Source organism: Methylomonas sp. HYX-M1, assembly GCF_040741385.1.
Classification (GTDB): Bacteria; Pseudomonadota; Gammaproteobacteria; order Methylococcales; family Methylomonadaceae; genus Methylomonas; species Methylomonas rhizoryzae.
In genome coordinates this window covers 186,534-200,359 of the sequence record NZ_CP160405.1, presented here as the reverse complement: position 1 = coordinate 200,359, position 13,826 = coordinate 186,534, and the positions used below count along the sequence as shown (strand labels likewise).

Genomic DNA, 13,826 nt, shown 5'->3' with positions numbered 1-13,826 from the left:
GAATAACCCTACGACTTGTCTAGGAAGTATAGTCCAGCGCAAACCGACAAGCGCTCCATTGCTACGGCGCTAAAAAACCGAGGCCTGCTTGACGAATCGGCAATCATGTTCTAGCGGGCTAAAGATATACACAAATTCTGTGGATAACTTTGTGTATTACGTGTCGAAAATTTGCTGCACCCCTAGAATTTCAAGGGCTAAGCTTAAATTGGCGCAAACTTTATCAGCCAAATAACTCTTTAAATATCAATAGCTTAATTTTTTTGAACTTTTTTCAACGAGTTGCAGTGTCAAGCGTTTTTTTATCGTGAGCACAATTCCGCTCTGTGCATAACCGAGATCGAACTGTCAAGGACGATTCGCTGAACCTGCAAACTTACCAAGGCGCAATCCTGCCGTCGTAACGAATGAAACCCCCGGTTTGCTTCAGTGTGAAAGCGTCCAATTGCGTCCGCATTCCCGCCACGCTTTCGCTCGCGTCAATCAACGCGTTTTTACCGCCCATATCGGTCTGCACCCAACCGGGATGCAAAATCAACACGCCCACCCCGCGAGGGCGCAAATCGATGGACAAACTCTTGTACGCCGCATTCAAAGCGGCCTTGCTCGTCCGATACAAATAACTGCCGCCGCTGGTGTTGTCGGTCATGCTGCCCATTAAGCTGCTGACAGCCGCGATTAATTTACCCTCGCTACGCTCAACTTGGGGAAGAAACGCTTCGGCCATTTTTACCGCCGCCAGTGTATTCACCCAAAATGCCTGCGCCCATACTTGATAATCCAAGTTTCCCAAACCGCTGTTATCCGGGTAGATTCCAGCGTTATTCAGCAACAAATCGCACGACTCTCCGGCCAATTCCGCACTTAAAGCGTCTATTTGCGAGAAATTTGCAACATCCAGAGCATGCAAGCTCAACAACGGAAAACGACTTGCCAATTCCGCCAAGGCAGCCGCATCCCCAGGCTCGCGGCAAGTCGCAAACACCCGCCACCCGGCCGCGGCGTATTGACGGCAAAACTCCAGACCCAAGCCGCGGTTGGCTCCGGTTACTAAAATGCTAGACATGACTAACCTCCCGCTAATGGATAGGAAAATGATTGTAACCCACTGCCTCCGGAACGCTGTATTTTCGGGTCAAACAGCGAAACGGCAATATTTCTAGGCCGGGAACATAGCAGTCAAACCCATGCTCGGCAGCATTTTGGAGCTAAGCGATTGGATAGGCCGACGCATGTCCTTACGAATCGATTAGTACGGACCATGCTTACTGCGTATCCGAAACAGGCGAGCGGTGACCTTTCTGGCGGCCGGTACACGCCGCGGTGCCGCTATCCGCGGTGCAGATCCAGTCCGGTGGCGAGCACACAGCCAGCCGAGACTCGAAAATCGCTCACCCCATACAAGCGCAACGATGAACGCCGCCTCAGAAACGCCAGCACCGTGCGAGTCCAACAGCCATGAAACCGCTGCATCGCCGCGAAAAACGACAAGTCGCCGGAAAGAGCGACGTCCTTGTCGCGACCGTGGTGCCCCTCCCACAATGAGGTTCAGGGTGACGAATTATTGCCGCCCGCCGCACAAACAGGAGTACCATAGCCCGGTTAGGTTTTTCAATGCCCTCGCTATGCTGTCACACATCCTCCCCAAAGCCGAAATCTCCATTCGGGAAAACTTAAACTGGTTGTACATCCTGCGTAACCTGTTGTTGTTCGGAGTGGTCATCCTGGTGTTCATCGCCGTACACGGCTTGGGCATCGAACTACCGATGAACCAGTTATGGCTGGCGATTTTCGCGATATCGATTTTAAATCTGTATACCTGGCTGCGGCTGCGCACCCCGGAACCGGTGACCGAACACGAGATTTTTTCGCAAATCTGCATGGACGTATTGGCCTTGGCCTATCTCTTGTACTTGACCGGCGGAGCCTCCAATCCGATCATCTGGGTATTTTTGTTGCCGCTGATCGTCACCGCAATCATGCTGCCGCAATCTTACGCCTGGAACATGGTGATCATCACCTCCTGCGTCTACACCGTTCTGATTGCCTACAACATTCCGTTGCCGGCGCTGGCACCGCATGCCGAACACCACATGACCAACTTGACGCCGGAAATGAGTTTGCGCATGCAGCTGCTGGAAGATCGGCGCTATTTCAATCTGCACATTTTCGGCATGTGGTTCGGCTTCGTATTCAGTTCCGGCCTGGTGGCGTTTTTCGTGGTCGCATTGGCCAAGACTCTGAAAGAACGCGAGCGCAGCCTGGCCGAAGCGCGCGAAGCGGCCCTGCGCGACGAGCGAGTCGTATCGCTGGGCACGCTGGCCGCCAACGCCGCCCACGACATGGGGACGCCGTTAGGGACGATTGCCATCCTGACCCATCAAATCGCCGAAGACTTCCCCGAATGTCGCTTTCCGGAACTGAACGAAAAGTTGGTCATCCTCAAACAGCAATTAGACCGCTGCAAACAAGCCTTGTCGGTTATGTCGGCGTCGGCCGGCGAAATGCGCGCCGAATCCGGCAAAGTCGTCCACGTTAGCGAGTATTTGGACGACGTACTGAAACAATGGCGCACCCATAAAGCCGCCACCAAACTAAAATTGTTCATTGCGCATAATGTCGACCTGGACGCGCGAATCATCGCCGAGCGCACGCTGACGCATTCCTTGATCAACATTCTCAACAACGCCTCGGAAGTCACCCGAGAGGATGCCGGTATCGAGTTTCACGCCGAATGGGACATAGACAACTTATGCGTTAAAATTCGCGACTTCGGCCCCGGCCTGCCGCCCGGACTGGTCGGTTTCGCCGGGCAACAGCCGGTCAAGAGCAACAAACAAGGCATGGGAGTCGGCTTGTTTTTGGCATGCACCACAATTAGACGCCTCAAGGGTACGATCAGCTTCAACAATTTGGATTCCGGCGGCGCTTGCGTCGAAATTCACTTACCGTTAATTACTAAGGAGAGTGCTTATGACCGAAGTTACCACGGATAAACCCAATTTATTGCTAGTCGACGACGACGTGACATTCTGTACGGTACTGAAGCCCGCCTTGGAAAAGCGTAACTTTCAAGTTACCATTGCCAACGACGTCAACACCGCCATTGCGCTGGCGGAACAAACCGAACCCGAATATGCGGTCATCGACTTGCGCATCGGTTACGACTCCGGTTTGGAGATGGTCAAAAAATTGATCTCGCTCGACAGCAACACCCAAATCGTCATGCTGACCGGTTTCGCCAGTATCGCCACCGCGGTCGAAGCCATTAAATTGGGCGCGATTCACTATCTGACCAAACCCGCCAGTCCGGACGAAATCGTCAGCGCCTTGCATAGAAACGAAGGCGACGCTAGCGTGGCAATCAGCGACAACCCGTTATCGGTCAAACGTTTGGAATGGGAACACTTGCAAAAAGTGCTGATGCAGCACGACGGCAACATTTCCGCCGCGGCCCGCGCCTTGAACATGCACCGGCGCACCTTGCAACGCAAACTGGAAAAGCGTCCGGTTAGGGAGTGACCCGATGTTAAACAACCGCACCTTAGACTTCAGCGTTTTGCTAGGCTTTTGCAGCCTGATTTTCTGGCTATCGGCCCAGGAAACCCTGCCGGTTCCCATGATGTTCGACTGGCAAGACAAGCTGGAGCATGCCGCCGCTTATTTTGCGATAGGCATTTGCAGCTGGCGCGCACTGCGCCACACCGGATTCGGCGAGTTGCGTCTGGCACTGGCGAGCGCTGCATTTTGCAGCCTGTACGGCCTTAGCGACGAATGGCACCAATCCTTCGTTCCCGGCCGGGAAACCAGCGCATTGGATTGGCTGGCGGATACCTTGGGCGCAAGCGCCGCGTCCGTCCTATGTTACCGCCGGCGTTTGCTGCCTCTGTTCAACGCCGTACCTTAACCGCCTGCGCCCCTAGGCCCTTTTCGTCCGGCCAACCCGATATTGCTCGGCAGCCCACCGCCTTCTGCCCGGATCGGACAACTCGGCCTCGTCCCAAAGCCGACAGCGTGTCTGCGTATTTCGGATTAAAGCAAAAAAAGATAAAATCGTTACATTCGCGTTAATTTTCGGAGTTTTAGGTGAGTATTTTGACGATCCTGGAATTTCCCGACCGCCGCTTGCGCAATGTGGCCGAGGAAGTTCCCGTAGTCGACGACCATATCAAAAAGTTGGTGGACGACATGTTGGAAACCATGTATTCCGCCAAGGGCGTCGGCTTGGCCGCGACCCAAGTCAATGTGCACAAACGCGTGATCGTGATGGACGTCAGCGAAAACAAGGACGAGCCGATTTGTTTGATCAACCCGCAAATCATCCAAGAAACCGGCAAAGAAGAGTCGGAAGAAGGTTGCTTGTCGGTGCCGGGTTTTTTCGAAAAAGTCAGCCGGGCCGAACGCATCAAGATCAAAGCGCTGAACCGGGCGGGCGAATCTTTCGAACTGGAGGCCGACGGTCTATTGGCCGTGTGCATACAACACGAAATGGATCATTTGCAGGGCAAGTTATTCGTGGATTATTTATCCGCCTTCAAGCGCAATCGCATCAAAGCCAAGCTGGAAAAAATTCACAAACAACAGGGCCAATAACATCGCCATGGACATCGTTTTCGCCGGGACGCCGGAGTTTGCCGTACCCAGTTTGCAAGCCTTGCTGAATTCGCAGCACAAGGTTTGCGCGGTTTACACCCAGCCGGACAGGCCCGCCGGCCGGGGCCGCAAATTAAGCCCCAGCCCGGTCAAGCACTTGGCGTTGCAGGCCGGCCTACCGGTTTATCAGCCGGAAAACTTCAAAGCCGCCGAGGCCATTGCAACGCTAAAGGCTTTAAACGCGGATTTAATGATTGTGGTGGCCTACGGCCTGATTCTGCCGCAGGCCGTGATAGACGCCGCCCGCTTGGGCTGCATCAACGTCCACGGCTCGCTGTTGCCCCGCTGGCGCGGCGCGGCGCCCATACACCGCGCCCTGATGGCCGGCGACCGGGAAACCGGGGTTACCATCATGCGGGTCGTCAAAAAGCTGGACGCCGGCGACATGCTGCATAAAGTCGCCTGTCCGATCACTGCGGCCAGCACCAGCAGTAGTTTGCACGATCAATTGGCGCAGATGGGTGCCGTAGCTCTGGTCGAGGTGGTCGATCGCATCGCCGCCGGCAATGACTCGGCACAACCCCAAGACGAAGCCTTGGTCACTTACGCGCATAAACTCGACAAGCACGAAGCCGAACTGGATTGGCGGCTCAGCGCCGAGGAATTGGACCGCAAGATCCGCGGCCTGAACGGCTGGCCGGTCGCGCAAACCTTATTGCACGGCAAAGTGCTGCGGGTATGGAACTCCTGCCTGCCCGGCACGCGCAGCGACCTGCCGCCCGGCAGCGTCGATTGCGGCGCACATGCTCTCGACGTCAGCACCGGCGACGGCGTAGTCAGGTTGTTGGAAGTACAAATGCCGGGCGGCAAACGCGTCGCCGGCAAGGACTTTCTCAACGCCCACGCTATCGACGGCGTTCGACTGGGCGCATGAAACAACGCAACTGCGCAGCCGTAATACTGGCCAGAGTGATCGGCGACGGCCAATCCCTGACGGCGGCGCTGGACCAGCATCTAGGCAAGATCAAGGACAACCAAGACCGCGCCTTTATTCAAGCGGTTTGCTACGGCGTGATCCGCCATTACTTCGAACTGGACTACCTACTCGGGCGCTTGTTGGACAAGCCCTTGAAAGCCAAAGACAGCGACGTCAAAGCTCTGCTGCTGGCAGGCCTGTACCAGTTGCGCTATATGCGCGTCAAACCGCATGCGGCCGTCTCCGAGACCGTGGCCGCGGCCCATCACAAACCCTGGGCAAAATCCTTGGTCAACGCGGTGTTACGCCGCTATTTGCGCGACAGCGAAACGCTGCTGCAAGCCGCGGCGACCGAACGGCAGGCCAGGCAAAACCATCCGGCCTGGCTGTTGGATTTGCTAGAAAGCGACTGGCCCGAGCAGGCCGGCATGATTTTAACCGCCAACGACCGTTCGCCGCCGTTGGCTTTACGCGTCAACCTCAGCCGCAACGACCGGGCGCAATACTTAGAGAGCCTGACCGAACAAGGTATAGGCGCCAAACCGATAGCCGATTGCGCCAGCGGCCTGGTGCTGGATCAGGCCATAAGCGTCGAACAACTGCCCGGTTTCGCCGACGGCCGGGTCTCGGTACAAGACGGCGCCGCGCAACTGGCGGCCGAGCTATTGGAACTGCACAGCGACCAAAGGGTTCTGGATGTCTGCGCGGCACCCGGCGGCAAAACCGCCGCCATTTTGGAGCGCGAACCCCGCTTGCGTTACCTGCTGGCCGTCGACGTCGATCCGCAGCGGCTGGAACGGGTGGCACAAAATTTACGCCGCCTGGGACTGCAAGCCGAGCTGCGCGCTGCCGATGCGGCAGACCCGGCCAGCTGGGCGAGTGATGCCGCGTTCGACAGGATACTACTGGACGCGCCGTGTTCCGGCTTAGGGGTGATTCGCCGCCACCCGGACATCAAACTGCTGCGACGGCCAAGCGACATCGACCAACTGGTCGGCTTGCAGCGCGCTATCCTGGAAAGCGTATGGCCGTTGCTGGCGCCGGGCGGGCTATTGTTGTACGCGACCTGCTCCATATCGAAGCGCGAAAACGAACGGCAAATCGCCGAGTTTTTAGCCGGGCACCCCGAAGCGAGGGAATTGCCCATCAAGGCGCATTGGGGCATCGCCCGTCCGCACGGCCGGCAAATTCTGCCGGGCGACCGGCAAATGGACGGTTTTTATTATGCCAAGCTCGGTAAAACGGTTTAGCTGGGCGATTTTATTGTGGGCTTGGCAACTTGCGCCTGGCCAGGCCTTTGCAACTGACTTGGGTTTTGGTGTCGGCATCCGCCACGCACAACTTTCCGACGCCTCGCAACACGCGCCGCCGGCCTACACGGTCGAGGCCCGCATCGATTATCAGCTGAGCCCCACCGCCAAAGACGCTTTGCTGAAAGGGGTAGCGCTAACCTGGATGGTAGACTTGCAAATCCGCGAAATCGGGCGCTGGTACGACGCGGTGGTATATGCCCGGGAACTACCCTATACCCTGCAATTTCACGCCTTGTTGAACCAATACGAAGTCACCCCGCCCACCCGGCAAAGCGAAATGTATTTAACCCTGAATGCCGCGCTGAACTTCATGTCCGGCTTGCAAGGCCTGGCCCCAATTCCCGCAGCGCTGTTTCAGCCCGGCAAACGCTACAAACTGGCGTTAAAAATCAGATTCGACCGGGAAACGCTACCCGTTCCGCTACGCCCTTTCGCGTATCTGGATTCCCAATGGTCTTTATCCAGCGCTTGGTTCATATGCCCAATTCCAAAATAAAACTGCCCGCCAGCGCCTCCATTGCCATCCTGTTCGGCTTCATCGTCCTGTCCTTGCAGCTAATGAGCAGTTCCACCCAGGAATCCTCCAAACTCAGCGAGATGCATTCCTGGTTGTTGGTCATCAACACCCTGGGTTCCATCATGCTGTTGGCTCTGGTCGTGGTCAACGCCTATTCGCTGATCCGCGAACTGAAGAAAAAAGAAGCCGGCTCGCGTTTGACCACGCGCATGGTGTCTTTATTCGTCGTGCTGGCCCTGGCGCCGGCGGCCATCGTTTATTACTTTTCGGTGCAGTTCCTGCATCAAGGCATAGACAGCTGGTTCAACGTGGAAATCGACCGGGCGATGGACGACGCGCTGGAGCTCAGCCAATCGAGCTTGGCGCAACGCATGAACTGGCATATCAAACAAACCCGGCAGATCGCCGCCCGCTTGGAAGATAACTCCGACAGCCTGATCGCGCTGGAAATCGGCAGCTTATGGTTGGAATCCGGCGCCACCGAAATGGCGGCTTTTTCCAGCCAGGGGCGGATATTGGCCTCCAGCAGCGCCAATCCGACCGACATTTTGCCGCATATGCCGGACGAACAAATCTGGCTGCAACTGCGGCAAAACAAGGAATACTTCGCCTTCGACCCCGGCGACAACGACGAAATGCTGGTACGCATCATTTTGCCGATAGACCGCAATCAAAGCCGCTTTCTGCAAGTACTGTATCCGATTCCGGTTCGGGTCACGGATTTGGCCGATTCGATCGAATTCGCCTTTATCCGCTATCAGGAAATGACGTTTTTGCGCAATGCGCTGAAAACCAGCTTTTCGTTGATTTTGCTGCTGGTATTGCTGCTCAGCTTATTGGCCGCGATATGGGTGGCGTTTATCAGCATACGCAACATCGTGGCTCCGGTTAGAGAGCTGGTCAAGGGCACCCAAGCCGTGGCGGCCGGCGACTATCAACACGAACTGCCGGTGATGAGCCAGGACGACTTGGGCTTTTTGGTGGAATCCTTCAATCAAATGACCAAACGCATCGCCCGCTCGCGCGACGAAACCCGCGCCGCCGGCCTGGAAGTGGAAAACCAACGCGCCTATCTGGAAACCATTTTGTCCAACCTGACCGCCGGCGTGATCAGTTTCGACGCCACGTTTCATATTCGCACCGCCAATCAGGCCGCTTACCGGATTCTGCACATTCCGGTCAGCCATTTCGTCGACCAAACCCTGCCGGAGCTGGCCGGCCGCCACCAGGAACTGGCCGACGTATTGTTGACCATAGAACAGTTGCTGGAAAAAGCCGACGACATTTGGGAGCAGCGCATCGTGTTTTTAGGCCCGAACGGCCGCCAAGAACTGTTATGTCGCGGTACGCCGCTGTTTTCGCAACACGGCAGCCGGGTTGGCGCCGTGGTGGTATTCGACGACGTCACCGACTTGATCCAGGCGCAAAAGAATGCAGCCTGGGGCGAGGTCGCGCGCCGCTTGGCTCACGAAATCAAGAACCCGCTGACGCCGATTCAGTTATCGGCCGAGCGCTTGCAGCACAAATTGTCCAAGGAACTGCAAGACGGCCCGGCCGAATTTTTGCAACGCGGCACCCGTACCATCGTGCAACAAGTGGAAGCCATGAAGCGCATGGTCGACGATTTTTCCGAATACGCTCGTCCGTCCAAAAAGCGGGTGGAAAAAATCAACTTGATCGAATTGATCCAGGAAGTGCTGGCCCTCTATCAAAGCGCCATCGTGTTTACTACCAAGTTCGCCACCCGGCAAGCCATCGTCGAAGTCGATCCGATCAGCATCCGCCAAGTGCTGCACAACCTGATCAAGAACGCCCAAGAAGCCACCGGCGAGCAATGCCACATCGAAGTCAGAATCGGCAAAGCGGAACGCAACAACGTCGATTTCGTCGAATTGGCGCTTTACGACAACGGCAGCGGTTTGAATACGGAACAAATCGAAACGATTTTCGAGCCCTATGTCACCAGCAAGGCTAAAGGCACGGGGCTGGGCCTGGCCATCGTCAAGAAAATCGTCGAGGAACACGGCGGCGTGATTTGGGTGGATACATCTTATAATGCGGGCGCTGGTTTCGTAATCCAGCTCCCGGTCTTTGAATATGGAAACAGTGCATGAACAAGCAAGCGCCCTACATACTGGTGGTAGACGACGAACAGGACATTCGTCAATTGGTATCTGAAATTCTGGCCGACGAAGGCTACGAAGTGGCCATGGCGGAAAACGCCGCCGAAGCCAGACGGCAAAAAAATCTACGCCAACCGAATTTAATCCTGCTGGACATCTGGATGCCGGACTGCGACGGGATTACCTTGCTGCGCGAATGGGTGGCCGAAGATGGCGCTATGTGCCCGGTGATCATGATGAGCGGCCACGGTTCAGTGGAGTCGGCCGTGGAGGCTACCCGTTTGGGCGCCTACGATTTTCTGGAAAAGCCATTATCGATGGCCAAACTGCTGTTGATCGTGGAACGCGCGCTGGAAGCCAGCTTGCTGCAAAGGGAAAACGCCGGACTAAAACAACAATTGATGATCACCGTCGAACCGGTCGGCAAAAGCGCCGTGATCGAACGCACCAAAGACAAGGTCAAACGCTTGGCGCAACACGATACCCGTGTGTTGTTCGTCGGCGAACCCGGTGTCGGCAAAGAGATGTTCGCCCGCTATCTGCACAACAACAGCCCGCGCCGCGACGGCCCGTTCGTCGACGTCTCGGTGGGCAGCATCGCCCCGGAAAACGCTGCCGTGGAATTTTTCGGTCGGGAAGATAACGGTCGCATATATCGCGGTTTGTTGGAACAAGCCCATCGCGGCACTTTGTTCTTGGGTGAAATCGGCGGTATGGATCCGGAAACTCAGGCACGCCTGCTGAGCGCCATGGAGTCCAGTTCGTTTTTACGGGTCGGCGGTAGCCAAGCGGTGCGGGTGGACGTGCGGGTAGCCGCCTCGACCCGGATGGCTTTGGACGAAGAAGTCAACAGCGGCCGCTTTCGCCAGGATTTGTATTACCTGTTGAATGAGGTAACCCTGGAAATTCAGGCTTTGCGCGAGCACAGCGAAGACGTGCCCAGCCTGCTGAATTATTACGTGGACCATTTCATCATTCACGAAAAACTGCCGTTTCGCCGCTTTTCCATGGCCGCGCAAAACTATCTGCGCAACTACGTCTGGCCCGGCAATGTGCGCGAACTGCGCAATCTGGTTCAGCGTCTGATGATACTGGGCGCCGGCGACGACATCGAACTGGATGAAGTCAAAAACGCCCTGGGCTCGATCGCCGAGCAACCGAAATTGGGCAGCAACGTACCCGAGTTTTTCAACCTGCCGCTCAAAGAAGCCAGAGACCATTTCGAAAAGTCGTATCTGGAATACCATTTCGAAAAGAACGGCGGCAGCGTCGCCAAACTGGCCTCGGCCATAGGCATGGAACGCACCCATTTGTACCGTAAACTACATTCGTTGAAAATTAAACTGTAGGATAGTGCGACGCCGGTTTTCAACCGATAACAATAACAACAACGCTCAACCCTCGGAGACTGAGATGGAAACCAAACCACCCTTACCGCCCTTTACCGTCGAAACCGCCGCGCAAAAAGTGCGCATGGCCGAAGATGCTTGGAATAGTCGGGATCCCGAGCGAGTCGTGCAGGTGTATACCGAAGACAGCGGCTGGCGCAACCGAGCCGAATTCCCGATAGGCCGCGGCCAAATTCGCGAATTTTTGCAACGCAAATGGGCGAAAGAATTGGATTACCGCTTGATCAAGGAGTTGTGGGCCTATACCGACAACCGCATTGCGGTCCGCTTTGCCTACGAATGGCACGACGATTCCGGCAGCTGGTTTCGCAGCTACGGCAACGAGAATTGGGAATTCAATGAGCACGGCCTGATGTGTCGCCGCTTCGCCAGCATCAACGATTTACCCATCATCGAAAGCGAACGCCTGTTCTTTTGGCCGTTGGGTCGCAGACCGGACGATCATCCCAGCCTCAGCGAACTCGGGTTGTGAGGCCTTTGCCTCTATCGTGCCCGGGTTCGGCACGCATTCGGCCGGGCATTTGCGCTAAGCTAGGCGGCATTTGAGACTCAGGTAATTTCGATGAACGCAGCCCCCAATACCGTGTTAAGCGCCGCCGGCGTCAGCATGCCGCGCATCCTCTACGGCACCGCGTGGAAACAGGAACGTACGCAAGAACTGGTCGAGCTGGCCATAGCCCAAGGTTTTCGCGGCATAGACACCGCCTGCCAACCCAAACACTATCACGAAGCCGGCGTCGGAGCGGCGATTGCCGCGGCCTGCGCCCGTTCCGAAATAGAGCGCAGGGACTTGTATCTGCAAACCAAATTCACCCCGCTGAACGGCCACGACCCGCTCCGCATCCCCTACGATGCCAACGCCGGACTGGCCGAACAAGTGGCGCAATCGTTCGCAACTTCACTCGACAATCTGCAAACCGACTATCTGGACGGTTTGATCCTGCATTCGCCGCTGGCCGATCGGAAACAAACCCTGGAAGCCTGGCGGGCGCTGGAGGCCTTGGTCGCGCAAGGCGACGTCAAACAACTGGGGATCAGCAATTGCTACGAGCCTGAATTGCTCGAATACCTTCACCAAACCGCGCAGGTTAAACCGGCCGTTGTGCAAAACCGTTTTTATGCGCAAACCGGCTACGACCAAGCCATCCGCGCCTTCTGCCGCAGGCACGGCATCGTCTATCAAAGCTTTTGGACGCTGACCGCCAACCCGCACGTGCTCAAACACGCGCTGCTCGTTAGCTTAGGCGAACGATACGGCGTGATTCCGGCGCAGATTTTCTTTCGTTGCCTAACCCAGTTGGGCATCGTACCGTTAACCGGCACCTCATCCCCGCAGCACATGCAACAAGATTTGGCGATTTTCGGCTTCGAGCTCAGCGCTTCGGAATGCGCCGAAATCGAGGCCCTATTGCTCGCGACTACGGATCAATCCTGATGCTCTCGCCGGTACCGTGACGCCAAACACAACCAAGGTCGCCGTCATCGGCGCAGGACCGGCCGGCCTGATGGCCGCGGAGGTTTTGTCGCAACGCGGTATCGAAGTAGACGTGTTCGACGCGATGCCGTCCGCCGGACGCAAGTTCCTGATGGCCGGCAAAGGCGGTTTGAACCTAACCCATAGCGAAACCTTCGATGCGTTTTTGTCCCGCTTCGGCAGCGGCAGTCGCGATTTGGAACCCATGCTGCGCGCCTTCCCGCCGCAAGCCCTGCGAGCTTGGGCCAACGATTTGGGGATAGAAACCTTCGTCGGCAGTTCCGGTCGGGTGTTTCCGAGCGAAATGAAAGCCGCGCCGTTATTGCGCGCCTGGCTGCACCGCTTGCGCGGGCGAGGCGTAGGTTTTCACATGCGCCACCGCTGGCTGGATTGGCACGACCGGCAGTTACGGTTTCACACTCCGCACGGCGATACGCTTTGCCGGGCCCGGGCGGTGTTACTGGCGCTGGGCGGCGGCAGCTGGCCGCAATTAGGTTCCGACGCGGCTTGGGTACAGGCATTAACCCGGCACGCCATAGACATCGCCCCGCTACGCCCGGCCAATTGCGGCTTCGAAGTCGACTGGAGCGCTCGCTTCCGGGAAACTTACGCCGGTCAGCCGCTCAAGCCGGTTCGCTTGGAATTTTCCGACTCATCCGGCCGCAGCCATGCCCTGCAAGGCGAATTGACCGTCAGCGCATACGGTTTGGAGGGCGGTTTGATCTACGCCGCTTCCGCACAGTTGCGCGACGCTATCGCAGCGGCAGGTCAGGCCGAAATCCGATTGGATTTATTGCCGGGCCGCTCGCTGTCCTCGACCTTGGAAAGGTTGCAACTGCCGCGCGGTAAGGAATCGACCAGCAATTACTGGCGCAAACGTTTGGGCTTAAGCGCCATTAAAATCGCCTTGTTGCGGGAAATTGCTGCGCCAGCCGTATTGAACGACGGCGACAAGCTGGCCGAGCTGTTGAAGGCCTTGCCCGTGCAGTTGCGAGCGCCCAGGCCGCTGGCGGAGGCGATCAGCAGCGCGGGCGGGGTAAAATTCTCGGAAATGACCGACCATTTGATGCTGCGAAAGTTGCCCGGCGTATTCTGTGCTGGCGAAATGCTGGATTGGGAAGCCCCCACCGGCGGCTACTTGCTCAGCGCTTGCCTGGCCAGCGGTCATTGGGCCGGAACCGCCATCGCCGACTGGCTGGCAACCGCCCCGGCCGACGGCGACTGACACTCATAAAGCCTGGGCGCCGTCCCTAAATCCATAGGTCAATCTGGTGGGAACGAGGCCGTGCCGCTACGAGACCGCGCCCCAGCAAACACATGCGCCTACTAACGCTTCGGGGCAAAGTCGCGCGGCAACGCGAGGTCGTCATAGTTATTACAAACAACTAAACTATCCGGACTTTCGACCGAACCGTAACCAC

13 protein-coding genes are annotated in these 13,826 nt (G+C 56.8%); 12 read left to right on the top strand and 1 reads right to left on the bottom strand.

The window, feature by feature from the left end; genetic code table 11:
• Positions 1-376: 376 nt before the first annotated feature.
• On the bottom strand, positions 377-1,066 hold the full coding sequence (locus AB0A83_RS00880; RefSeq protein ID WP_150046115.1) for an SDR family oxidoreductase: 690 nt from the start codon (positions 1,064-1,066) through the stop codon (positions 377-379).
• 559 nt (positions 1,067-1,625) lie between these two features.
• Here AB0A83_RS00880 and AB0A83_RS00875 point away from each other — a divergent pair.
• The 12 genes from AB0A83_RS00875 (at position 1,626) to AB0A83_RS00820 (ending at position 13,630) form a co-directional block, all read left to right on the top strand.
• Positions 1,626-2,996 carry an ATP-binding protein gene (locus AB0A83_RS00875; protein WP_150046114.1) on the top strand — a complete coding sequence of 457 codons (1,371 nt, stop codon included), beginning with the start codon at positions 1,626-1,628 and terminating at the stop codon, positions 2,994-2,996.
• Positions 2,974-3,522, top strand: a complete 549-nt coding sequence (locus AB0A83_RS00870) for a response regulator transcription factor (RefSeq protein WP_150046113.1) — start codon at positions 2,974-2,976, stop codon at positions 3,520-3,522. The genes AB0A83_RS00875 and AB0A83_RS00870 overlap by 23 nt, the downstream gene beginning before the upstream one ends.
• A 4-nt stretch (positions 3,523-3,526) precedes the next feature.
• On the top strand, positions 3,527-3,907 hold the full coding sequence (locus AB0A83_RS00865; protein ID WP_150046112.1) for a VanZ family protein: 381 nt from the start codon (positions 3,527-3,529) through the stop codon (positions 3,905-3,907).
• A gap of 179 nt (positions 3,908-4,086) precedes the next feature.
• The gene (def, locus tag AB0A83_RS00860) at positions 4,087-4,593 is read left to right on the top strand and encodes a peptide deformylase (RefSeq protein WP_150046111.1); all 507 of its coding nucleotides are present in this window, start codon (positions 4,087-4,089) and stop codon (positions 4,591-4,593) included.
• Positions 4,594-4,600: 7 nt separating this feature from the next.
• Positions 4,601-5,527 (top strand): methionyl-tRNA formyltransferase, encoded by a 927-nt coding sequence (gene fmt / locus AB0A83_RS00855; protein WP_367155147.1) that lies wholly within the window; start codon positions 4,601-4,603, stop codon positions 5,525-5,527.
• Positions 5,524-6,819: a 16S rRNA (cytosine(967)-C(5))-methyltransferase RsmB gene (gene rsmB / locus AB0A83_RS00850; protein WP_367155146.1), complete on the top strand. Its 1,296-nt coding sequence runs from the start codon at positions 5,524-5,526 to the stop codon at positions 6,817-6,819. The genes fmt and rsmB overlap by 4 nt, the downstream gene beginning before the upstream one ends.
• A complete protein-coding gene (locus tag AB0A83_RS00845; protein WP_367155145.1) occupies positions 6,794-7,378 on the top strand; it encodes a DUF4390 domain-containing protein in 585 nt (194 codons plus the stop codon). The genes rsmB and AB0A83_RS00845 overlap by 26 nt, the downstream gene beginning before the upstream one ends.
• Positions 7,360-9,513, top strand: a complete 2,154-nt coding sequence (locus AB0A83_RS00840) for an ATP-binding protein (protein WP_150046107.1) — start codon at positions 7,360-7,362, stop codon at positions 9,511-9,513. The genes AB0A83_RS00845 and AB0A83_RS00840 overlap by 19 nt, the downstream gene beginning before the upstream one ends.
• Positions 9,510-10,871: a sigma-54 dependent transcriptional regulator gene (locus tag AB0A83_RS00835; protein ID WP_150046106.1), complete on the top strand. Its 1,362-nt coding sequence runs from the start codon at positions 9,510-9,512 to the stop codon at positions 10,869-10,871. The genes AB0A83_RS00840 and AB0A83_RS00835 overlap by 4 nt, the downstream gene beginning before the upstream one ends.
• Positions 10,872-10,935: 64 nt before the next feature.
• Positions 10,936-11,403, top strand: coding sequence for a nuclear transport factor 2 family protein (locus AB0A83_RS00830; RefSeq protein ID WP_150046105.1), 468 nt, complete (start codon positions 10,936-10,938; stop codon positions 11,401-11,403).
• A gap of 90 nt (positions 11,404-11,493) precedes the next feature.
• Complete coding sequence (locus tag AB0A83_RS00825) at positions 11,494-12,366, top strand: aldo/keto reductase (RefSeq protein ID WP_150046104.1); 873 nt, start codon at positions 11,494-11,496, stop codon at positions 12,364-12,366.
• A 16-nt stretch (positions 12,367-12,382) separates the two neighbouring features.
• A complete protein-coding gene (locus AB0A83_RS00820; RefSeq protein WP_150046103.1) occupies positions 12,383-13,630 on the top strand; it encodes a TIGR03862 family flavoprotein in 1,248 nt (415 codons plus the stop codon).
• Positions 13,631-13,826: the final 196 nt, after the last annotated feature.